The sequence below is a fragment of the Legionella sp. PC997 genome, from assembly GCF_014109825.1.
In the GTDB taxonomy this organism is placed as follows: Bacteria; Pseudomonadota; Gammaproteobacteria; order Legionellales; family Legionellaceae; genus Legionella.
The window spans coordinates 2,743,216-2,765,740 of the sequence record NZ_CP059576.1; the positions used below are offsets into that span (position 1 = coordinate 2,743,216).

Here is a 22,525-nt window from a genome sequence, read left to right on the forward strand (position 1 = left end):
CTTATAAAGCTTTGCTTAGCTCCGTCACCTTGTCCAAACGTTCCCAAGGAAAATTCTCACGCCCATAATGGCCATAAGTTGCGGTTTGCTTGTAGATAGGACGAAGCAAATCATGATATTCGATAATACCTTGTGGTGTTAAATCAAAATGAGAGTGAATTAATTCAATAATTTCATTATCTGATAAACGACCGGTACCGAATGTTTCAACAAAAATTGACGTGGGTTCTGCAACCCCAATCGCGTAAGAAATTTGTAGCTCACATTTATCAGCCAATCCAGCCGCTACAATATTTTTTGCCACATGCCGTGCTGCATAAGCGGCAGAACGATCCACTTTAGAGGGATCCTTACCTGAAAAACATCCTCCGCCATGTCGCGCCATACCACCATAAGTATCGACGATAATTTTACGACCAGTTAATCCACAGTCCCCTAACGGGCCACCAATAACAAAACGACCTGTTGGATTAATGAAATAACGTGTTTTATGAGTCAACCATTCGCTGGGTAATGTAGTTTTAATAATTTCTTCACGCACCGCTTCAACTAAATCATTATATCCAATTTCAGTTGCGTGCTGTGTTGAAAAAACAACGGTATCCACTTCAACGGGTATACCACTTTCATATTTTAGGGTTATTTGACATTTAGCATCGGGTCGCAACCAGGGTAATGCTCCTGATTTACGCAAATGAGCCTGTTTTTCCATCAAACGATGTGCATAAGCAATTGGAGCAGGCATGTACACATCGGTTTCACGGCTGGCATAACCAAACATTAAACCTTGATCTCCGGCACCCAGCATTTTTGTTTCTTTATTGTCTACGCCCTGTGCAATATCAGGGGATTGCTTACCTATGGCAGAAAGTACTGCACAAGACTCCCAATCAAAACCCATTTGTGAGCTGTTATAACCTATATCTTTAACGACTTGTCGCGTTACGGCTTCCACATCAACCCATGCTTTAGTAGTAATTTCACCACCAACTAACACCATACCTGTTTTAACGAAGACCTCGCAAGCAACACGGGCAGCAGGATCTTGGGTTAAAATAGCATCTAAAATTGCATCTGAAATCTGATCTGCTATTTTGTCAGGATGTCCTTCAGAAACTGATTCAGAAGTAAAAACGTGACTTTCATTCATTAGTTAATCCTCTAATTATATGTGTATATCCTATTTCATCAATCGTATAAATTCATTAAATATTATTTCTATATCGTGAGGTCCAGGGCTTGCTTCTGGGTGTCCCTGAAAGCCCAATGCTGGCTTTTCCTTATGTCTAATGCCTTGAAGGGTATTATCAAATAATGAACGGTGCGTGATGGAAAGACAGTCAGGTAAGCTCTCTTCATCCACTGCAAAACCATGGTTTTGACTGGTTATAAAAACACGTTTTTTCCCTTCCGTTTCAATGACAGGATGATTGGCGCCGTGGTGGCCAAATTTCATTTTTTTGGTTACTCCGCCACAAGCTAAAGCCAAAATTTGAAAACCCAGGCAAATCCCGAATAAAGGAATATTATGCTTTAAAAACTCTTGGGTGGCGCGGATTGCATAATCACATGCCTGTGGATCCCCAGGACCATTTGATAAAAATACACCATCAGGATTCATAGCCAAAACTTCTGCAGCGGAAGTTTTGGCTGGGACTAAAGTTAGATGACACCCTTTATCATGTAAAATACGCAAGATATTGTGCTTTACTCCAAAATCATAAGCAACTACATGAAATTTTTGGGGCTGAGAGTCTGTCCCCCACTCACCTTGACCTTCATGCCACCGTTCTATAGTTTTTCTTGAAACCTCTAGCGCCAAATCCACACCCTGCAATCCAGAGAAAGATTTTGCTTTCGCTAAAACCGCTTCAGGGTTCTCTACATCGGTACTGATGCAAGCTCCCACGGCACCGTGTTCTCGTAAACGCAAGGTCAAATCTCGAGTATCAATTCCAGCAATTGCAACCACACCATTTTTTTTGAGCCAATCTGTGAGCGATTGTTCCGCGCGATAATTACTATGAATTATTGAAGAATTCCGAAGAACCAAGCCTGCAGCCCAAACTTTATTTGACTCCATGTCTTCATGCGTACATCCAGTATTCCCCACATGTGCGGTAGTCAAAGTAATGATTTGCCGTGCATAAGAAGGGTCAGTGAGCATTTCCTGATAACCCGTCATAGATGTATTAAAAACCAACTCTCCGACACAATCGCCTGTTGCCCCTACCGAAATACCTTCATAAACAGTTCCATCGGCTAATACTAAAATTGCTGGTTGGTTCATCATGGTTCTACTCTATTAGTCTGGTTGTCAATGTGCCTCCAGTAGCCTGAGTGAAGCGAACCGTAACCCGGAAGTTTTCTACACCTAACCCGGGTTACAATGTCTCCTTTTGATATGGAGTCATAACGATTACAAATCCCTTAGTCATCAAGCTCAAAAAATGCACATTTAGATAAATGTGAGCATTGTAACTTACTTAGCTTAAAATTTCATGTCTTCAAAGAATTTTTTCACACCTGCAAACCAGGAATTTGAGCGTGGAGAGTGTTTTCCCTTGGCATTTTCCAGTGATTCTTGGAATTTAGTTAATAATTCTTTTTGTTCTCGTGATAAATTCACAGGAGTTTCTACAACTACTTTACATAATAAATCACCCTGCCCATGACCACGAACCGATTTCATTCCCTTACCTCTCAAACGAAACACTTTTCCGGTTTGCGTTTCTTCAGGGATCTTTAAAGTAACCCGACCTTCAAGGGTTGGTACTTCTATGGAACCACCCATTGCAGCGATTATAAAACTTATAGGTACCTCACAATGTAAATCATTTTCATGACGTTCAAATATAGTATGTTTTTTTACGTTGATTTGTACATATAGATCACCTGGGCCACCACCATGCGTTCCGGCCTCCCCTTCTCCACTTAATCGAACCCGATCACCATTATCTACACCAGCGGGAATTTTAACGGTTAGTTTTTTACTTTCACGGACCCGGCCTTGGCCATGACAATCTTGGCAAGGATCTGAAATAATTTTTCCTTCACCATGACAACTAGGGCAAGTTTGTTGAATAGAGAAAAAACCTTGTTGAATTCTAACTTGTCCTATTCCATTACAGGTTTCACACGTTTTAGGTTGGGTTCCTTTTTTAGCGCCACTACCGCTACAGGTAGAACACGCCCCATGTCTAGGAACGGTAATTTGCACTTCTTTACCCTGGGCAGCTTCTTCGAGTGTTAACTGCACATTAAATTGCAAATCAGCACCTCGTTGCCCACGAGATTGTCGTCCGGTACCTCGTCCGCCCGAAAAGATATTTTCAAAAATATCTTCAAAGACATCACCAAAACCTCCAAAACCCCCAAAACCTTGACCACCTCGCATGGAAGGATCAACGCCTGCATGTCCAAATTGATCATAGGCGGCCCGTTTTTGCGGATCTGAGAGAATACTGTAAGCGTATTGAATTTCTTTAAATTTTTCTTCTGCAGCAGAATCACCAGCATTGCGATCTGGGTGATACTTCATTGCCAACTTGCGATATGCTTTTTTAATTTCGGCATCACTTGCAGTTCGACTTACTTCTAAAAGTTCATAATAATCCCGCTGTTCCATAACTACTCACAATATTTAAAAATTAACAATAGGCAATTTGGCCTGAGTGCAGCAAAGCGAAACCTGGGATTAATAGATTCTTTTATATCCAGAAATCCCGGGTTTCGCTTTGCTGCACCCAGGCTAATTGCACCTAGGCTATTAAGTCAACGATACTATCAATTATTTCTTATCGTCTTTAACCTCTTCGAACTCAGCATCCACAACTCCTTCATCAGTTTTAGCTGACTCTTGAGTTTGCGCTTGCTCTTGCTGAGGAGCCTCAGCTTGTCCTGGTTGTCCTTCGGATGCCTTTTTAGCATAAACTCGTTCCGCCATTTTAGAAGAAGCATCGTTTAACACTTTTAATTTCTCTTCGATTTGTGCTTTGTCAGTGCCCTGAATCGCTTCTTTTAATTCAGCAATTGCTGTTTCTATACCTTTCTTCTCATCTTCAGCAAGTTCAGTAGCCAAATCTTTCATTGATTTTTCACAGCTATGAATCAAGCTGTCCGCCTGATTACGTAACTCTGCCATTTCCTTAAACTTCTTATCTTCTTCTGCGTGCGATTTGGCATCTTTTATCATTGCCTCGACTTCTTCGTCACTCAATCCACTAGATGCTTTAATAACGATGGATTGTGCCTTACCCGTAGCTTTATCTTTAGCGGAAACATTCAAAATACCGTTCGCATCGATATCAAAAGTGACTTCAATTTGTGGTACACCACGTGGAGCCGGAGGAATATCACCTAAATCGAATCGACCTAAAGATTTATTCGCTGAGGCTTGCTCTCTTTCACCTTGGAGTACATGCACAGTAACTGCTGTTTGATTATCATCCGCTGTAGAGAACACTTGATTGGCTTTAGTTGGAATTGTGGTATTTTTCTCAATGAGTTTTGTCATCACGCCACCCATAGTTTCAATACCTAAAGACAATGGAGTTACGTCAAGCAACAGAATATCTTTTACCTCACCAGATAAAACTGCGGCTTGAATAGCAGCACCTACAGCAACGGCTTCATCGGGGTTAACGTCTTTACGTGGTTCTTTACCAAAAAACTCTTCTACTGTTTTTTGTACTAAAGGCATACGTGTTTGACCACCAACTAAAATGACTTCGTTAATTTGTGATACAGTCAATCCAGCATCTTTCAATGCGATTTTGCAGGGCTCTACTGTTCGCTCGACCAGTTTTTCAACCAAAGACTCCAGTTTAGCCCGAGTTAATTTAATATTTAGATGTTTTGGTCCAGAAGCATCCGCTGTAATATAAGGCAGGTTAACATCTGTTTGTTGTGCTGAAGAAAGTTCAATTTTTGCTTTTTCAGCAGCATCTTTCAATCGTTGTAAGGCCAATGGATCACTGTGTAAATCAATACCTGTATCTTTTTTGAATTCAGAAGCCAGGTACTCAATCAATGCCAAGTCAAAGTCTTCACCACCCAAGAACGTATCGCCATTTGTTGCCAGCACTTCGAACTGATGTTCTCCATCCACTTCTGCAATTTCAATGATCGAGATATCAAACGTACCGCCACCCAAGTCATATACAGCAATGATTGAATCACCTCGTTTTTTATCCATACCATAAGCAAGAGCTGCAGCGGTAGGCTCGTTTATAATACGTTTTACTTCAAGACCCGCAATACGGCCTGCATCTTTAGTTGCCTGGCGTTGAGAATCATTGAAATAAGCAGGTACTGTAATCACCGCTTCTTTCACTTCTTCACCAAGGTAATCTTCTGCAGTCTTTTTCATTTTACGTAATACTTCAGCAGAAACTTGTGGTGGGGCTTTATCCTGAGTTTTAACACGGACCCAAGCATCTCCATTGTCTGCTTTAATAATCTTGTAAGGAACCATTTTGATATCTTTTTGAACAACTGCATCATCAAAACGACGACCGATCAATCGTTTAATTGCAAATAAAGTATTATCGGGATTAGTTACTGCCTGACGTTTTGCAGCTTGTCCAACCAATACCTCACCATCATCAGTAAAAGCGACAATCGAAGGCGTTGTGCGGTGACCTTCACTGTTTTCAATTACTTTAGGTTTATCACCTTCCATTACGGCAACACATGAGTTGGTGGTACCTAAGTCTATTCCAATAATTTTAGCCATTCTATTCTTGCTCCAAAGTAGTAGTTTTCTAATGCAATGATTCTTATATGGGGCATAACCTGCCTATTTCAACCCACAGAACTCACATTTTTATTTTTTTGACACGACCACACGAGCTGGTCTAATCACTCGTTCACTTAGTTTGTATCCTTTTTGGAATACTGCTAACACGGTATTGGGTTCAGCATCAGGTACCGCTTGCATCGACATCGCTTCATGAATCTGTGGGTCAAAAGGCATACCCATGGGATCAATTTGCTGAACTTCAAATTTTTTCAATACATCCAAAAACAGTTTCAGAGTTAATTCTAAGCCTTCGCGCATTGCTGTATCTTCTGCTTTATCAGCGAGTAACAAAGCTTGTTCTAGACTATCAATTACCGGTAATAAATCAGTAATTATCTTCTCAACACCATAGCGATGAGCATTACTTATTTCACGCTCTGCACGACGACGAACATTTTCCAACTCAGCTTGAGCACGAACTGCTTTCTCCCAATTTTCATGAGATTGCTGTTCCGCAAGAGTCAGCTTTTCACTCAACTCTATGTAACTTGGATGAGCTAAAGAGGGCTCTGAGTGTTCTATTTCTTCAGGTAAGTCGACAGCCTCTTCCGCGTTTTCAACGTGTTTTGATTCATGTTCTTCTTTAAATTGATGCCAATTTTTATCTTGTTTCTTACTCATGCAATCCTCTCCAACGGCTTAGCTATTTTGAAAACCAGAGATGGGGGCACCTAATAAGATTTCAAGGGTTGATTAAATTTTTATTCCAGCAAATTCATGCAAATCACTGCAATAAAATTAAAAAAGTATTTTCAACAACACCACTAAATTTACTAATAAATAACTAGGTACTAATAAAGTGTGCTGCTGATTAAGCCCTAATTCCGCCACCAAAAGCTTTTCAATAATGCATTGATTTTATTACTCTACCCCAAAGTGTAATTTAATAATTCATTAAGGTTAAATAATGTACAATTATAACATCAAGTATTGAATTTAATTTGGACTGAGTTCCAGCTGTATCAAGGAAACCAAAATGCCAAAAAATCATAAAAATTCCAAAAAAAAACCTGAGTATATTGCACAGGATCAAACGATTGTTTCATTAAAGTCTAAAGATGAACTCTTAACAAAACAAGAAAAAGAAGCACTTAATCAAATTTATAATGAATCCGTAATGAGGCTGGAACGAACTCTATACTTATTAACTCAACTCCAAGATTATTTAAATAACTGTGATCAAGGGATTAAACATCAGAAAAATATAAATATTAAACAGATGTTCATTGATGATAATGCCCCTCCTAAAGTTTTACATGCCTTAAGAATGTTAAAAAGACATTTTTATGTTCCCATTACTGGGGGGCATTCTATAAATAATATTCTTGATAACATCGAATCAATTAAAAACAACCTACTCAAAACTTATAAAGGATTAAACAGGCAATTAAACATCTCTCTTGAAATCATGGATCACAAGCCCTTGCAGCATGAAATCGCGGCACTCGAAGAAAAGACTTATGTGCTGGTAAGAGCAAATGCTCAATGGTATTTATTTTATTTTGAAAATACGAAAGATAACCCGGTAGAACACAATATTGATGAGCTAATTCCTCAAATTAACACGCAATCAACGGTTGAAGGCGCAAAGCTGAATTATCATTTATTACTTAGAGACTTAATGCTTTATCATGCCAAAAATGTGGAATCTAAGCCTAATAAGGTGTATATCAGCAATATCAGACAGTCTTTATTAAATAATCCTAAGAATACGGTCGTTGGATATGTTTTTGGTCATGAGGTAAAGAGTAATTTGGGAGAGGTATTGTTCGTAAGAGACTATTTTGGTCCAATCCATATTGATTATCGAATGCTTACAAATCATCCTGCCAAGGCTTTAGCAACATTGCTCCATGAGTCTTCACATCGATATGGTTTTGTCAATGATAGAGGATACTACCATGGAAAAAAACCAGTAAAAAACAGTACTGAAGAACGCCCTTATCCGGACGATTTTCGATTGTTACCCAGAACGACTCAAACAGAATGTTCTAGAGTTACAGCAAGGGCAATTAATAATGCAGATACCTACTCTTTTTTTGTATTAGATAATACTGACTCTCATGAGCTATATGACAGAGATAATTTACCAGATTGGTATGATACCAAAAAAGAAATTACTTTACCTGAAGAGAAAAAGCCCTTTTTTTCTAAGAGCTCTTTGATAAAATTCTCCATCTTTGCCGTAGGTACTCTCTTTTTGGGCGGCGTCGCGTACGCGAAACGAGATACAATAGGGTCTATGGTGAAGGATACAATGGAAAGTCTTAGTGATTTTACTCCGAACAAAAGTTAGTAATGACTTCAAGCACCTCATGGCAACTGAGGTTGTCAGGTGCTTTGCTCATTATAAGCAAGCATACCCCTTCTTCTATTTGCCCCCCTCAAAGCCCCCTAAAGTTTTTATGCATATAGAGAAGATGTATAAAAGCTTTATCATTTAAGGCCCGGTTCGCTTGCAGTATGTGTTCATTTATTCCATACTTAGACTCAAAAAAGTTACATAGGTTTTTTTATGCAAAAATGGTCGCCTACGTCTTGGCTCCAGTATTCGTATTTACAAGCTGCTACTTATTCTGACGAAGAACAGTTAAATAAAATTGTAAAACAACTGAGCCTTTTACCTCCGCTGGTTACCAGTAGTGAAGTAAAGAATCTAAAAAAAGAAATTGCACGTGCTGGACGTGGTGAAGCCTTTATCCTTCAAGGTGGCGACTGCGCTGAGTCATTTAATGATTGTCGTTCAGAAATTATTAGCAATAAATTAAAAATCATCCTCCAAATGAGTTTGATTTTATTACATGGCTTACGCAAGCCCATTATTCGTGTGGGTCGGATTGCTGGGCAGTATGCAAAACCCCGATCTTCCGATTATGAAACACTACAAGGTGTTACTTTACCAAGCTATCGAGGAGATCTGGTTAACTCCCCTGAATTTACCCAGGAAGCACGCGAACCCAATCCTAAACTATTATTACAAGCCTACAACTGCTCCGCAATCACTTTAAATTTCATTCGTAGTCTGCTCGACAGTGGTTTTGCGAGCCTTAATCATCCTCAGCAATGGGATTTGGGCTTTGTTGAACATTCCAAACAAAAAGATGAGTATCAAACTCTGGTTAAATCAATTGCTGATACCTTGGACTTTTTAGATACTATAGGTGGAATACAATCCAGTAATTTAGCTAAAGTAGATTTTTACACCTCTCATGAAGCATTGCATTTGCATTATGAACAAGCCTTGACTCGTCAAATGGAAGATGGCTTATGGTATAACCTCTCTACTCACCTACCCTGGATTGGTATGCGCACTGCACAAGCTGACAGTGCACATTTGGAGTTTTTACGAGGTGTCGAAAATCCCATCGGCATCAAAATTGGCCCCGGTGCTACTCCCGAATGGTTAGAAGAAGTATTGAATCGTGCAAATCCTCAGCGTGAAGAAGGACGACTTTTATTGTTCACTCGATTAGGAGCGCGGCACATAGATAAACTGCTTCCTCCGCTTATTGAAGCGGTGCGGAAAACAAAAATTCCAGTGACCTGGTCTTGTGATCCTATGCATGGAAATACAGAAACCACAGTGGATGGCATTAAGACTCGTCACTTCGATAACATTCTTTTAGAACTCAAACAAGCTTTGGAAATTCACCGCAATATGGGTAGTTATTTGGGTGGTGTTCATTTTGAACTTACTGGTGATAACGTTACGGAATGTATTGGTGGTGCTCGCGGATTATCCGCAGATGATCTGAAAAAAGCCTATCATAGTCTGGTTGATCCTCGACTCAACTATGAACAGTCAATAGAAATGGCCATTCAATTGAGTAGACAGTTTAGAAATGAATGACGTTAAACTCCCTCAAGTAATACATCAAGATCTAGAGATGAACGTTTGCCAAGGTCCTTCGCATGTTCTGAGAGAAAGGCGTCAGCAGCTTGGCGTCCTTCATCACGTAGCATAAGCAAAAAATCCCATTCAGCATTGAGTTTGGAGGAATAACCCAGCTCAAGCATAATATCGCTGCTTACTCGATGTATCCGCATACCTGCCCATTTTGCTCCTTCAGAATCGCCTGAATGGGCAAGCTGCCGCAGTAAAGCAATCATGCGAAGCTCCTTAAGTAATACCGCATTAAAAGAAACTTCATTCAAACGGTTAAGAATACTTCTCGCCGACTGGGGAATATCTGGCCGGCTGACAGGATTAATTTGCACTAAAATTGTATCCTTTGATTTACATTCACGAACCAGCGGTGTAATTGTGGGGTTCCCTGAGTATCCTCCATCCCAGTAGTGCTCTCCATTGATCTCCACCGCTTTAAACAGAGTGGGCAGGCATGCGGATGCAAGAAGAACATTGGGAGTGATTTCTTCATTGCGAAATACTCTTCCCCTGCCCGTACTCACATTGGTTGCAGTAATAAACAATTTGATTGGACTACTTGACAATTTTTTAAAATCAATAGTTTTCACTAAAATAGTGTGGAGTGGATTCATTCCGAACGGATCGAGATCATAGGGTGAAAACAATCGTGACAAGATATCCATGCTGATAAAAAAAGGGGAATAATCCAGCGACCACTGGCCCAATATAATATCAAGAGGACTGCGTTGTAAAGGACTAAAACGTGCCGCTTCCGAGACATTCCTCCAGAACAACTCGAGCATATCGCGTGCTCCCTCAGAACCACCTTTGGTGTAGCCATCAGCTAGGACTGCTGCATTCATAGCTCCAGCAGATGTTCCTGATATACCATCGATTCGCAGATTTCTTTCTTCTAATAAACGGTCCAACACGCCCCATGTAAAAGCTCCATGAGCACCCCCACCTTGTAGCGCTAAGTCAATAAGAACATCATGAGTAATTTTATGAGAGTGCGCCATGGTGTGTAGCATCCGTTTTATTGATTCGATAGAGAAGCATCCATACTGTTAACATAGAGGGTAAGTTACTAAAATTCAAATCCCAGAGAATTATAAAACTAAGTTTTGCCATAAGTTCAAACACTTAACTTGCTTTTTTCAAGTATCGTGCAAAAATCGGCGCCTAATTAATTCATTATGAAAAATAAGAGGCCGAATTGATAACTAATCAAGACTCAAATTTACAAGCTCAGTCCCCTACAACGCTTAACGAAGAACACCTATTAAAAATCGAAAATTTGTTACAAAAAATTGTAACAATTGGTAAAGAAAGCCACAGTGTTCATGAATGGCTCAACATGCAAGATAATTCTATGCGTGCCGGCTTTCAAGCGGCAGCGATCGCTGCGTTCATAGAAGATCAACTGTTTTTTTTAGAGCATTTAAATCAATATCTTGCTTTTCTAAAAAAATACATAGAATTTAACAAAGCCCAGGAAGAACTTTTTGATACAAAGGATGAGCTCCAGAAATTTCTAAAAGAAAAATATCAACCCCAAGCAGATAAAGCACTTCAACATGCATTTTCGACTCTTAATGAAATTTGGACAGAATGTATTAATGAACATGGTAGCTTACATCTAAATATATCATTATCTAGTGTTTGGAAAGCACATTCAGGATTTGAAAGTGCGGCAAAAGAAGGCAAGAAACTCATTGAGCAAATTTCCGCTGAACTGCAATTACTAAATCATTTAAAGGCAAAGAAGCGCTTAATCGACATGCCTAAAATCTACCTCGATTCCCTAAAGCATTCAGAAACAACTCCAAATAAATTAATGATAGATACGATAAACAATGCCAATCTGATTTTAACTAGAATTCTCCCTGGTCTCCTCGGAGATGAGGGGATTCAGCAAGCCAGGACTGGAGAGAAGGCGTTCAATAACGCTGTACTGAAATGGGAGAAGGTAAACTCGCTAACCCCTCCTGAGCCCTGGGGGCCAAGGCAAGCACTTTTAGCGAAGAAAATGCAAAATGTTGGTAAAATAATTTGTGATTGGACCGAAGAAAAGGCAGGCAAACAAAAAAAATCACAAGCCAGCAGTTCTGTTGATCCGCTATTATCGCCTCGATATCAAAATCATCCTAAAATATTAGAAGAATTTGAGGGTAACTCGTTATTAACCTCATCATTTGGTACTAAAGCCAACGAATCCTTGCCCAATAAATCAAAGAAAAGAAAATCATTAAATCTTAATTTTTTAGGTTCACCAAGACATCAGGATAAATCCAAACAATTAAAGGAGTATGAGAACACTTCCTCATCATCCCATGATCCCGACACAAAATCTGCTTCGCTGCAAATTCGTCCTTCCTTTTCTCTTTTTTCGCTGTTTTCTCATAAGTCGGAAAGCCCTTTCCCGTCTCAGGAAGAGTTAAAATGCGCGGATCAACTAAAAAAATTGACCCTGCCCCCTAACCAGTCCGATATAGTTTTATATCAACAACTTATTGAAAAAGTGCATGCTCTTAAAGACAAACGATATCAAAAACTAAAACAGGCAGTAGAAGAAGAATACTCTATTTCGTTCCATAAGGAGCCTAGTGTTCTGATGGATGTGTCAGAAGATTGTGTACCGTCGAGTTTAAGTCGATGTATGACACAATAAATTATATGTTTGCTTTATCCCAGTAATCTGCTGGGATGATTAATTTGAGAAACCTATGATTAGATACAAGACTTAATATTCATCTAATAAAATGATGGTAATATTTAACCCCATTTCAACCAATATGTGATCAATTACGTAGGGTTAAAACAGTACACGTTTTAAATTTTCATGAATTTTAGATAATGAAGAAGCTCTTTGATACAACAATAGTTGTCGCTTTATAGATACAATGTTTTTGTCATCAAACTAGCAATATAATTTGACAGTATGATAGAAAGTTAGGAACGTTTAAGACTATGACTTATTGTGATAATCAGTTTGGTATGAATATGTCAAAAATTTTTACAAGGAATAAAAGATGCACTTTTTTTTAAATAATTCTACACAGCTATCAGACGAAGCAACCTCTTCCAAAAGCTCTACCTTTTTACCGAAGGCTTTTCGCGCAGCATTGGAACATATGAAATCAGAAGAATTATTATCAAAATATTTGCAAAAGCAAGCTAAACTCCATCCGGAAGAATATCATGAAGCGATTCAAGCCTATGTGTTAGAAAAATTAACCGATCGGACGGGGCTAATGCGTCATGTAAGTTTTTTTGACCCTGATAATACTTCTACATTAAGCTTCCTTAATGTCGTACAGGGATTTAGGGATTTAGGATTTAGTGCCTTCTCTGCTTTTGGAATGACTTGCCTTGTCATGGGCGGAGGAGTCATGGGTACCCAAAAATTAAATCCTCCTGTTGAAGAAGTTCATAAATTGCAACATCCTCTATTTCATACTGCGGCATTTAATCAAAATCAATCTAAATTAAATCAAGCACATGATAAACTAGTAGAACGCTTAGTCGATCAAATTATGATGGGTCGCGATGAGATTGAGAAACAAGATATTTTAGCTTTTGCTGATGAAGTAGAAAAACGACATCCCGTAGCTGGCCCAAGCAAAATAGGCCAATCGATATTGAAACAACTTCAGATCTTAGCCTTCACTAATTTGCAAGATATATGTGGTGGTAAACTCACCAAGAAAGATTTAATGGATCTCTATCGAGGCACACTTTTTTATGCAATCGCCGAACCAGACACCGTTGCTCATAGAGTAATGGCCATGCGTTAAGAAATACAGTAGTGTAGCAACTCTTGAATTAAAATTTAAGATCGTTGCTACACATATTGATAGCTGCACCAAGCTATTACCCTTAGGATAGATAGGCTACGTAGTTTAGCTTAAATTCTGACTACTTATAGCCTGAGTTCACCGAAAACCCAAGCTACAATTGATCTCAATTTTGATGATAGTAAGGGCTAAACTCATGAACTGCATCAATCATCGCCGCAACATGTTCAGGTGGTACGTCAGGAGTAATACCATGTCCAAGATTAAACACATGTCCTGAACCTGCCCCAAAAGATGCCAATACTTTCTTTACCTCTTCCCGAATACATTGTTGCGAAGTCAACAACACACTGGGATCAAGATTGCCTTGTAATGAGACTTGGTTACCTACTCTCCGACGCGCCTCCCCCAAATCACAGGTCCAGTCAACTCCCAAAGCATCACAACGTGTAATGAGCATTTTTTCCAACCATTGCCCACCGCCTTTAGTAAACAAAATAACGGGGATATCAGGGTAATGTGTTTTAATTTGGTGCACGATATACTGCATATAGCTCAAGGAAAACTTTTGATAATTCTCGGGTGTTAAAATCCCCCCCCAGGTATCAAAAAGCATGATTGAATTTACACCAGCCTTGATTTGTTCAATCAGATAATTTGCTACGGAAACTGCTAACTTATGCAGCAACATATGGGCCGCTTCATTTTCGGTGTAAATCAAACGCAAAATACGTTTAAAGTCTCTGCTGCTTTTACCTTCAACCATGTAACACGCCAAAGTCCATGGACTGCCTGCAAAACCAATTAAAGGAAGCTCTTTTGGCATTTCTCGACGGATTAGCTGTACCGCATCCATAACATAAGCTAATGAATCGGTTTCTGGGATTTGTAAATTAACAATCGCCTGGAGGTCGTGCAAAGGTCGCTGAAAGCAAGGCCCTTCTCCTTCGGAAAAATACAACCCTAATCCCATTGCATCTGGAATGGTCAAAATATCAGAAAATAAAATAGCAGCATCTAAAGCATATCGACGTAAAGGTTGTAATGTAACCTCACACGCTAGCTCTGGATTTTTACACAGACTTAAAAAATCACCCGCAAGTTCTCTGGTCTTTCGATATTCAGGTAAATAACGCCCCGCTTGACGCATCATCCATACGGGAGTTCGTTCTACAGGTTGTCGTCTTAAAGCACGAAGAAACAAAGATTGATCCAGATCATACATCATATTATCCCAGCATCATCAAATACATTAATGCTAACATATTTATGCAATATCCACTCTCAGTAATACAAGAATTGTTTCTAATTGACTATGAAACAAGATTAGAAACATAATCTGCCTCTATTTTACGATTACAGGGTTTATTATGGGATCAATAAAAAGTTCTTCACAGTCGATAGGAGTAGGATACCCTAAAAACACAGGTAGATTAAAACTTGTGCAGGGAAACTCTACAAAATGTCCCCATAAAATAGCTTTAATGGGCGACTCCACTTTAGATAATGGATATTGGGTCAATAAAAGAAAACCTTATGATCAAAAAAACCAAACCGTAACGCATCAAACTGCAGTCGCTCTCGCCCAAAACGATTCGACAAACTCTTATGAAATAGGTAATTTTGCCGTTGATGGCGCGACCACACAAGATCTACTGACTTATTGTCCCTTAGATAAAGTATTACCCAAAGATAAAGATCATAATGGCTCTTATGTACATCAGCTAAATGCAGTTAAAGAATGGAAGGCTGAGGTTGCAGTCCTAAGCGTTGGGGGTAATAACTATCGAGAAGCTCTAGCAAATACCTTGTTGAAAGAAATGAATTACCCTCAACTCCTCTTAAGAGTTACGCCTGATCATGCAAAACCTGCTATTACCTTAGCATTTAATGAAGTAAAAGCTAAGATACTGAGTGATTATAAAAAAATTATTGATGAGTTAATTGAGAATAATCCTCAACTCAGTCGTATTGTTCTTTTATCCCAATATTATCCCTCGATTACCCAATTAACTCCTTATTTTATTTATACTGGATTTTCTCATTTAGCACGAGCAGAAGGAAAAGGCCGTCCTCCTTTTACTGTGGTGGAAGAAACCATGAATGAACTCTATCGAGAAATCCTTGCCTATGTAGCTACTAAAGAAAAAGAAATTGTTTTTGTGGATACGACTTCTTCGTTAAATCCTTTGGGTGGAAAGCATACGTTACAAATTGAACCTAATGAGCAAGGATCAGTGATTATGGGACGATTGATTGCTAGTGCAGTGGAATATAATTTTCCTGCCGAACAAGTGCACAACTCCATTACCAGAATTTACCTGGACGCTGATGAAAAGCAAATTCATTCACAAATTTTAAAGAAAGCGGATATAGAGCATTTCAGTGTCAAAAAAATTGGCCAATTTATTAGCGAAAGCCGTTATCGTCATTTAGGTCTATTATTTTCCCCCTCATCCAGCTTGGCTGAGCGTTTTGAAAGCGCTTATCATGCGATTACAGGCAAACAATTTGATGATGAATATACCGGTTTTCCTGCTTTAGGCTTATTAGACCTGACCTTATTGCCCGCCATCGCTACTTACTTATGGCGTGTTGCATTGAATGAAAACGTTCACACTTCGTTTCGCGTATTGGCAGGTAGTGTCGCTGGACCTATTTTATTAAGTAAAACGATTCTTGGCTTATCTTTGACCTTAGGACTTGCGCTACCCATACTAGGATACGATACAGCAGCAAGTCTTCTTTCGAATACATGCACTACGACTCCAAATGAAGAAGATGAGCATTCTGAAACTGAGTTAAAGGTATAGAAATAAGGGTAGAATTACCCTGAAAAAGAGTTCCCGGGTTACTTCATACAGCGAAACCCGGGATGAGACAATTTCAAGATCCAGGTTCATTAACTTAAACCCCTCTATACATACGGTTAACTATTTAGATAAAATCACGATAAAATTACTCTTGATAGGCAGAAAAAACGTTGGATACCTTAAATATCAAAGCTCTTAATGTAAGTACTAAAATTGGCGTTTACGCATGGGAACAACGTATTAATCAACAACTAAAGATTGATATTAGTATTGATATGGATTTCAGTGCATGCAGGGAAGATTTGACCAAGACTATAGATTATCAAGCAGTTTGTGAGAGTGTAACCCACTATGTTGAGTCAAAATCTTTTCAACTGATTGAAACCGTTGCTAATGAAGTTGCAGATTTAATCAAAAAGGAATTTCTCGTCACTCAAATTACTGTGGGAATTAGTAAACCTCATGCAATCAAGAATGCTGAAAACATTCAGGTAATAGTTCGTCGTTGAGTAATCCTAAAATGAACAATTAAACCTGAGTATATGCTAATGGAGTGCTTATCCACCACTGGTAACCATACCATTCAGACGTTCATTTTTTGCCAAAATCATTTGAGCCTTTTGCGCAAGTGCACGATTTGAATAGGGACCAACTACCACTCGGAACCAATTACCTTTTGTAGCATGACTAACAGGAATAATATATACACTAAAACCTTTAAGTATCAATGTTCCTTTCATTTGTTCTGCATCTCGGCGCGCTTTAAAAGAAGCTACTTGAACTAAATATTTTCCTTTATCTAAAGTAGCCGGTTTCGCTACCGGTATCGTGTTAGCAGCAACGGGTAATCTCGCAACATTTGGTTTTGTTGTTGCAGCTCCAGTGGGAACACTGACCGTTGTCTTAACCGCTGAATTAGCAGCAATTGGCGTGGTTGCGGCAGCAACGGTTGCTGCAGTAGCATTTGCAGCGGATTGGAGGGAAGCAGCAGAGTTAGCATTGGGTTGTGAATTTGGAACTTTTTCATTGGCCAATAACGTGTAAAACTCAAATTTTGGTTTAGGAGGAATCGCGGCATGTTGTGCCGCAGGTTGTTTAGTAGATTCCCTTTTTATTTCATTATGGGCTAAAACTTGGGAATTAACCCACTTGGTTACAGTTTCTATATCCAAAAAAGAAGCGGTTAAATACCCAAATAAAAAAGTCAACGTTATCACTAAAAACTGATGCGGTGCAGCACCACGCGACCGTGAAGAACGCCTATTTCCATATTCTTTTGCCATCACATACTCTCTGGAGCGGATACGCCCAATAATTCCAAACCATTTTTTAATATTTGACGTACTGCCTCTAACAGACAAAGGCGAGCACATCGTAATTGCTCTTGCTCACACAACAGCGGAACAGCATTATAATAGCTATGCAAGCCGTTGGCTACTTCGCGTAAATAATAGGCCACCTGGTGAGGTTCACAATGAGCAGCTGCTAATTCCACAATTTCTGGATATCGACTGATTAAAGAAATCAAATGAGTTTCATGAGATTGCTCCAATAAGTCAATATGTTTTAGACCAATTGCCTTGTCCCACAACAAACCTCGTTCCTTTAATTGTCTCAATACAGAACATATCCTTGCGTGTGCATACTGAATATAATAAATGGGGTTATCACTTGATTCTGATTTTGCCAAGTCCAAATCAAAATCCATATGTTGTTCTGACTTACGTGCTACATAAAAGAAACGTGCAGCATCGTTTCCTACCTCATTACGAAGTTCTCTTAAAGTAACAAAAGAACCACTTCGCGTAGACATTTGTACTCGCTCAGAACCACGATATAAAATGGCAAATTGCACGAGCAATACATCCAGTGCGCTTTCATCATGTCCCAATGCTTTAACCACAGCGCGCAATCGAGTGATATAGCCATGATGATCCGCACCAAAAATATCAATTACCCGATCATAACCCCTATCATATTTATTCCAATGATAGGCAACATCCGAAGCAAAATAAGTAGTATGGCCATTGGCACGTACCAGTACTCGATCTTTTTCGTCACCAAAATCAGTCGCTCTAAACCAAAGGGCCCCTTCTTTTTCAAAGGTATGACCACTATTCTTAAGAGCCTGAATCCCTTTTTGGATCGAACCATCTTCAAACAAGGACTGTTCTGAGAACCAGCTATCGTATTTCACACCAAAATCAGCTAGATCATCTTTGATATCATCAAGCACTGTATTTAATGCATGTTGATGAAATAGGGTAAAAACCTCGATGCTCAAAAGTTGTTTTGCACGCATGACTAAAGCATCGATATAAATTTCTTTGTCTCCGCCATGAGGTTCATCAAGAGGTAACCCTTCAACTACACTACTCCATGGATGTACATATTCTTTACCATGTTCTGCCCAAAATTCCTGAGCTATTTCGGAAACATACTGACCTTTATAAGCATTAGCAGGAATAACTACTGGTTCTCCAGCAAGTTCGAGATAACGTAACCATACACTGGCAGCAAGAATATTCATTTGCCTGCCAGCGTCATTCACATAATATTCTAAAGTTACATCATAGCCTGCAGCCTTTAGAACATTACCTAAAGTAGCTCCAAAGGCAGCACCACGTCCATGCCCTACATGTAAAGGGCCTGTTGGATTAGCAGAAACAAACTCGATCAAAACTTTTTGATTTTGACCAATAGTACTCCGCCCAAAAAGCTCGCCTTGTTCCAGTATTTCAGCAATAACTTGAGAGCGAGAACTACTGCGGATGAAGAAATTAATAAAGCCTGCCCCAGCGATTTCCACTTTGTCCACGGAAGGATCAGCCGGTATCGCTTGAACTAAAAGTTCGGCTATTTTACGCGGTGCCTGACGACACGGTTTAGCTAAAACCAAGGCCAAATTACTGGCATAATCACCATGAGCAGAATCTTTTGAGCGATCTACCTTAATATCAACATCCAAATCAGTAGGAACCTCGCCTGACTTTTGTAATGATATTAAAGCGTGTTTTAAAAGCTGCTCTACAGTATGTTTCATGCGACTTAGTTTTCCATCAAAAAATGATACTATTATGCGCTTTTTTGTACCATATGAAAAGGTTTTATATACCTTATGCAACACAATTTGCTCTCTTATTAAAAAACAGCAAATTGTTCCTATATGAACTATGAGTTACACTTAAATACTCACTCTTTTCAACATCATTAATACTGTGTTATCAAACTCGTGTGAATCATTAAACGGTATCGGACCAACACTTGCAGCAAAACTTGCAAAATGTGGTATCCATTCTGTTTGTGATTTACTGTTCCACTTACCTTATCGTTACCAAGATAGAACCCGAATAACACCCATCCAGGATTTACGCGCTAATGAGTGGAGCGTGATTGCAGGGCGAGTATGTAAAACGGAAATTAAAACCGGCAAACGTGCCATGCTGCATTGTTATGTGGAAGACAAAACCGGAATAATAAAACTGCAGTTTTTTCATTTTAATAAAACTCAAATCAATAATCTAAAGAACAGCACAATAATTCATGCCTTTGGAGAAGTTCGTGAGTTCAGCAATATCCTAACCATGACTCATCCGGAGTATCAGTTGCTCGATGATGAAAACGAATGTCAAGTGAATGAAACACTCACACCAATTTATCCAAGTACCCAAGGCTTAAGCCAATCAAGACTTAGACAGTTGGTCAATGTCGCCATAAATAGTTGCAAAAACGAGCTTCAACAATTGGAATGGATGAGTGAGACACAATTACAGGAAAATGGCTTTTTTCCTTTAGGAGAGGCAATTCAGCTTTTACACAATCCACCCCCAGATATCTCGGTGCAATCTCTAGAAGAAGGCCATCATCCAGCGCTAAAACGATTAATTTTTGATGAATTGTTAGCGCAGCGCCTAAGTCTGCAATTCGCCCGAGAAGCACGGAACATCTTACATGCTGTTGCCCTGCCTATAGACCAAAATTTGAATCAACGTTTTCTAGAGTCTCTCCCATTTACACTCACGAACGCGCAGCATAGAGTTGCCCAAGAGATTAGCCAGGATCTAACCCAAAATAAACCCATGTTACGCTTAGTACAAGGCGATGTGGGTGCAGGAAAAACCATCATTGCTGCCCTTGCAGCATTACAAGCTATTGCTAATGGACAACAAGTGGCTTTTATGGCTCCAACAGATCTTCTTAGCGAGCAACACGCGAATAATTTGATCCGTTGGCTAGAGCCTTTGGGAATAAAAATTTTAAGACTTAGTGGAAAAATGAAACTCAGTGAACGTCGTACAGCCTTTGCTGCGTTAGCTGATCATAGTTGTCAGCTAATTATTGGCACGCATGCGTTATTTCAAGAGGCAGTGCACTTTGCACGTTTAGGTCTAGTAATTATTGATGAACAACATCGATTTGGAGTGGAACAAAGATTGCTTTTGCAGCAAAAAGGGCAACAGGAACATCTCATTCCTCATCAATTATTAATGACAGCCACTCCTATTCCAAGAACACTTTCAATGACCCACTTTGCCCATTTGGATATTTCAATTATCGATGAATTACCCCCAGGACGTATGCCGATTTCTACCGCTGTATTAAGTCAGAACAAAAGAGAAGCAGTCATTGAACGATTAGAAGTAGCGATAGCCAGTGGTCGACAAATTTATTGGGTATGTACCCTTATTGAAGAATCTGAAAAATTACAATGTATGGCGGCAACTCAAACCGCCCACGCCTTACAAGAACAACTCCCTGGAGCACGGGTGGGCCTTGTACATGGGCGAATGAAAGCTTTAGAAAAAGAAGCAACCATGGCCGCATTTAAAGAGGGTGAAATTAATTTACTGGTTGCTACCACAGTAATTGAAGTTGGAGTAGATGTCCCAAATGCCAGTCTTATGATAATTGAAAATGCAGAACGTTTGGGTTTATCGCAACTGCATCAATTACGTGGCCGAGTAGGTAGAGGAAGTACCCAATCTCATTGTATTTTGCTTTACCAAGCACCCCTATCACAACAAGGTGCTGAGCGATTAAAAATAATGCGAGCAACTAATGATGGATTTATTATTGCGGAAAAAGATATGGAGCTAAGAGGAGCAGGTGAAGTCCTTGGAACTCGGCAAACTGGTTATCGACAATTTAAAATTGCGGATATCCAAAGGGATCGCAATGTACTTCCACTTTTGCCCACTATAGCAAAAACACTTTTAGAGGAGTCACCCCAAACTGCCCGCAACATTACCCAACGCTGGTTAGGAAATTTTGAGCAATTTTTGCAGGGGTAAAATATTTTTAGAAAAATATAAGTCAAGACTGTTTTTTATTTTTTTCTTTGTTAAGATAGCGGAGCTAATCCTCTTATTTTTCCAAAACACATATTTGTGGATAACTCTCTCACAATATGGTTTGATAAAAATCCAAATTCCCCGTATTTCCTCAAAAAATCCTTATCCCCTAAGACTTATTGCTTATTTGATTTTTCTAATGCCTGAAATCTTTTATCCACAAAATCTGTGGATAATGCTGTGAACATCATGTAAAACCCCATATAAAATCAGCTTGGTTTGCACTTGCTTCAGAACTTTCCAAAGTGCTCCTCGGTGCTTAGGTAAAAATCATCCTCATTTCTTTATCAAGTTTGAATAATGAATAAATTTTAATCAAATCCACGCATTTCTTAAAGTTAAAAATTTTTTAAAAAAAATACTCAAGTCAAGACTGTTTTTTATTTATTTCTTTGTTAAGATATCCAAGACAATTCTTCCACCCCACAAAACAAAACCTGTGGATAACTTACCTCTTCATTTCATTCGGTAAAAAGCGCTAACCTCTCCATATTTTTTGAAAACCCTTATTGGATAAGGCTTATTACTTATTTAGCTATTTTATTTTCTAAATTCATTTATCCACAAAATCTGTGGATAATCCTGTGTACATGATGTAAAACACCTTATAAAATCAGCTTCATTTGCAGTTGCTTCAGAACTCTCCAAAGTGCTCTCCGAAAAAAATTAGGTTTAAAACTCGATTTTTTTATTTTTTTCATTACCAAGAACAGAGGGATTTTAACCAATCTAAGGGCATTCCTTAAGGTCAAGATTTTTTAAAAAAAAATACTCAAGTCAAGACTGTTTTTTATTTTTTTCTTTGTTAAGATATCCAAGGAAAAATTCTTACCCCTAAAAACACATCTGTGGATAACATCTTTCTTCATAGCGCCAAATAAAAAACCAGACTT

16 protein-coding genes are annotated in these 22,525 nt (G+C 39.0%); 7 read left to right on the plus strand and 9 right to left on the minus strand.

From position 1 onward, the window contains the following. Position 1: 1 nt before the first annotated feature. The 5 genes from metK to grpE all read right to left on the minus strand — a co-directional run bounded on the left by metK (position 2) and on the right by grpE (position 6,424). The gene (metK, locus tag HBNCFIEN_RS11845; protein WP_182391286.1) at positions 2 to 1,150 is read right to left on the minus strand and encodes a methionine adenosyltransferase; all 1,149 of its coding nucleotides are present in this window, start codon (positions 1,148 to 1,150) and stop codon (positions 2 to 4) included. A 30-nt stretch (positions 1,151 to 1,180) separates the two neighbouring features. Beyond that, positions 1,181 to 2,293 carry a glutamine-hydrolyzing carbamoyl-phosphate synthase small subunit gene (gene carA / locus HBNCFIEN_RS11850; protein WP_182391287.1) on the minus strand — a complete coding sequence of 371 codons (1,113 nt, stop codon included), beginning with the start codon at positions 2,291 to 2,293 and terminating at the stop codon, positions 1,181 to 1,183. A gap of 198 nt (positions 2,294 to 2,491) precedes the next feature. Continuing rightward, entirely contained in the window at positions 2,492 to 3,628 is a 1,137-nt protein-coding gene (gene dnaJ, locus HBNCFIEN_RS11855; protein WP_182391288.1) for a molecular chaperone DnaJ, read from the minus strand. 162 nt (positions 3,629 to 3,790) lie between these two features. Continuing rightward, positions 3,791 to 5,737 carry a molecular chaperone DnaK gene (gene dnaK / locus HBNCFIEN_RS11860; protein WP_182391289.1) on the minus strand — a complete coding sequence of 649 codons (1,947 nt, stop codon included), beginning with the start codon at positions 5,735 to 5,737 and terminating at the stop codon, positions 3,791 to 3,793. Positions 5,738 to 5,827: 90 nt separating this feature from the next. Beyond that, positions 5,828 to 6,424, minus strand: a complete 597-nt coding sequence (grpE, locus tag HBNCFIEN_RS11865) for a nucleotide exchange factor GrpE (RefSeq protein WP_182391290.1) — start codon at positions 6,422 to 6,424, stop codon at positions 5,828 to 5,830. A gap of 355 nt (positions 6,425 to 6,779) precedes the next feature. On the opposite strand from grpE, the gene HBNCFIEN_RS11870 reads away from it, so the two are divergent. After that, positions 6,780 to 8,099, plus strand: a complete 1,320-nt coding sequence (locus HBNCFIEN_RS11870) for a hypothetical protein (protein WP_182391291.1) — start codon at positions 6,780 to 6,782, stop codon at positions 8,097 to 8,099. Between the two features lie 219 nt (positions 8,100 to 8,318). Continuing rightward, the gene (locus HBNCFIEN_RS11875) at positions 8,319 to 9,653 is read left to right on the plus strand and encodes a 3-deoxy-7-phosphoheptulonate synthase class II (RefSeq protein ID WP_182391292.1); all 1,335 of its coding nucleotides are present in this window, start codon (positions 8,319 to 8,321) and stop codon (positions 9,651 to 9,653) included. Between the two features lie 2 nt (positions 9,654 to 9,655). Here HBNCFIEN_RS11875 and HBNCFIEN_RS11880 read toward each other — a convergent pair whose 3' ends face one another. Then, positions 9,656 to 10,690, minus strand: coding sequence for a patatin-like phospholipase family protein (locus HBNCFIEN_RS11880; RefSeq protein WP_182391293.1), 1,035 nt, complete (start codon positions 10,688 to 10,690; stop codon positions 9,656 to 9,658). Between the two features lie 197 nt (positions 10,691 to 10,887). On the opposite strand from HBNCFIEN_RS11880, the gene HBNCFIEN_RS11885 reads away from it, so the two are divergent. Beyond that, complete coding sequence (locus tag HBNCFIEN_RS11885; protein ID WP_182391294.1) at positions 10,888 to 12,342, plus strand: hypothetical protein; 1,455 nt, start codon at positions 10,888 to 10,890, stop codon at positions 12,340 to 12,342. Positions 12,343 to 12,703: 361 nt separating this feature from the next. Then, positions 12,704 to 13,468 carry a caleosin family protein gene (locus tag HBNCFIEN_RS11890; RefSeq protein WP_182391295.1) on the plus strand — a complete coding sequence of 255 codons (765 nt, stop codon included), beginning with the start codon at positions 12,704 to 12,706 and terminating at the stop codon, positions 13,466 to 13,468. 166 nt (positions 13,469 to 13,634) lie between these two features. Here HBNCFIEN_RS11890 and hemE read toward each other — a convergent pair whose 3' ends face one another. Continuing rightward, positions 13,635 to 14,693, minus strand: coding sequence for a uroporphyrinogen decarboxylase (hemE, locus tag HBNCFIEN_RS11895; protein WP_182393694.1), 1,059 nt, complete (start codon positions 14,691 to 14,693; stop codon positions 13,635 to 13,637). Positions 14,694 to 14,838: 145 nt separating this feature from the next. Here hemE and HBNCFIEN_RS11900 point away from each other — a divergent pair, with 145 nt between their 5' ends. Together HBNCFIEN_RS11900 and folB are read left to right on the plus strand one after the other, a co-directional pair. Then, a complete protein-coding gene (locus HBNCFIEN_RS11900; protein WP_182391296.1) occupies positions 14,839 to 16,281 on the plus strand; it encodes an SGNH/GDSL hydrolase family protein in 1,443 nt (480 codons plus the stop codon). A 170-nt stretch (positions 16,282 to 16,451) separates the two neighbouring features. Continuing rightward, complete coding sequence (folB, locus tag HBNCFIEN_RS11905) at positions 16,452 to 16,790, plus strand: dihydroneopterin aldolase (protein WP_182391297.1); 339 nt, start codon at positions 16,452 to 16,454, stop codon at positions 16,788 to 16,790. A 48-nt stretch (positions 16,791 to 16,838) separates the two neighbouring features. Here the strand turns inward: folB and HBNCFIEN_RS11910 are convergent, their stop codons facing one another. Together HBNCFIEN_RS11910 and argS are read right to left on the minus strand one after the other, a co-directional pair. Then, entirely contained in the window at positions 16,839 to 17,564 is a 726-nt protein-coding gene (locus tag HBNCFIEN_RS11910; RefSeq protein ID WP_182391298.1) for an SPOR domain-containing protein, read from the minus strand. After that, positions 17,564 to 19,324 carry an arginine--tRNA ligase gene (gene argS / locus HBNCFIEN_RS11915; protein WP_182391299.1) on the minus strand — a complete coding sequence of 587 codons (1,761 nt, stop codon included), beginning with the start codon at positions 19,322 to 19,324 and terminating at the stop codon, positions 17,564 to 17,566. The genes HBNCFIEN_RS11910 and argS overlap by 1 nt, the downstream gene beginning before the upstream one ends. Positions 19,325 to 19,499: 175 nt before the next feature. Here argS and recG point away from each other — a divergent pair, with 175 nt between their 5' ends. Continuing rightward, positions 19,500 to 21,572 carry an ATP-dependent DNA helicase RecG gene (gene recG / locus HBNCFIEN_RS11920; RefSeq protein WP_182391300.1) on the plus strand — a complete coding sequence of 691 codons (2,073 nt, stop codon included), beginning with the start codon at positions 19,500 to 19,502 and terminating at the stop codon, positions 21,570 to 21,572. The last annotated feature ends 953 nt before the right edge of the window (positions 21,573 to 22,525 follow it).

What these genes read in the sequence shown, in the direction of transcription:
- metK (WP_182391286.1), bottom strand. Translation starts at nt 1,150, where the DNA reads ATGAATGAAAGTCACGTTTTTACTTCTGAATCAGTTTCTGAAGGACAT.
- carA (WP_182391287.1), bottom strand. Translation starts at nt 2,293, where the DNA reads ATGATGAACCAACCAGCAATTTTAGTATTAGCCGATGGAACTGTTTAT.
- dnaJ (WP_182391288.1), bottom strand. Translation starts at nt 3,628, where the DNA reads ATGGAACAGCGGGATTATTATGAACTTTTAGAAGTAAGTCGAACTGCA.
- dnaK (WP_182391289.1), bottom strand. Translation starts at nt 5,737, where the DNA reads ATGGCTAAAATTATTGGAATAGACTTAGGTACCACCAACTCATGTGTT.
- grpE (WP_182391290.1), bottom strand. Translation starts at nt 6,424, where the DNA reads ATGAGTAAGAAACAAGATAAAAATTGGCATCAATTTAAAGAAGAACAT.
- HBNCFIEN_RS11870 (WP_182391291.1), top strand. Translation starts at nt 6,780, where the DNA reads ATGCCAAAAAATCATAAAAATTCCAAAAAAAAACCTGAGTATATTGCA.
- HBNCFIEN_RS11875 (WP_182391292.1), top strand. Translation starts at nt 8,319, where the DNA reads ATGCAAAAATGGTCGCCTACGTCTTGGCTCCAGTATTCGTATTTACAA.
- HBNCFIEN_RS11880 (WP_182391293.1), bottom strand. Translation starts at nt 10,690, where the DNA reads ATGGCGCACTCTCATAAAATTACTCATGATGTTCTTATTGACTTAGCG.
- HBNCFIEN_RS11890 (WP_182391295.1), top strand. Translation starts at nt 12,704, where the DNA reads ATGCACTTTTTTTTAAATAATTCTACACAGCTATCAGACGAAGCAACC.
- hemE (WP_182393694.1), bottom strand. Translation starts at nt 14,693, where the DNA reads ATGTATGATCTGGATCAATCTTTGTTTCTTCGTGCTTTAAGACGACAA.
- HBNCFIEN_RS11900 (WP_182391296.1), top strand. Translation starts at nt 14,839, where the DNA reads ATGGGATCAATAAAAAGTTCTTCACAGTCGATAGGAGTAGGATACCCT.
- HBNCFIEN_RS11910 (WP_182391298.1), bottom strand. Translation starts at nt 17,564, where the DNA reads ATGGCAAAAGAATATGGAAATAGGCGTTCTTCACGGTCGCGTGGTGCT.
- argS (WP_182391299.1), bottom strand. Translation starts at nt 19,324, where the DNA reads ATGAAACATACTGTAGAGCAGCTTTTAAAACACGCTTTAATATCATTA.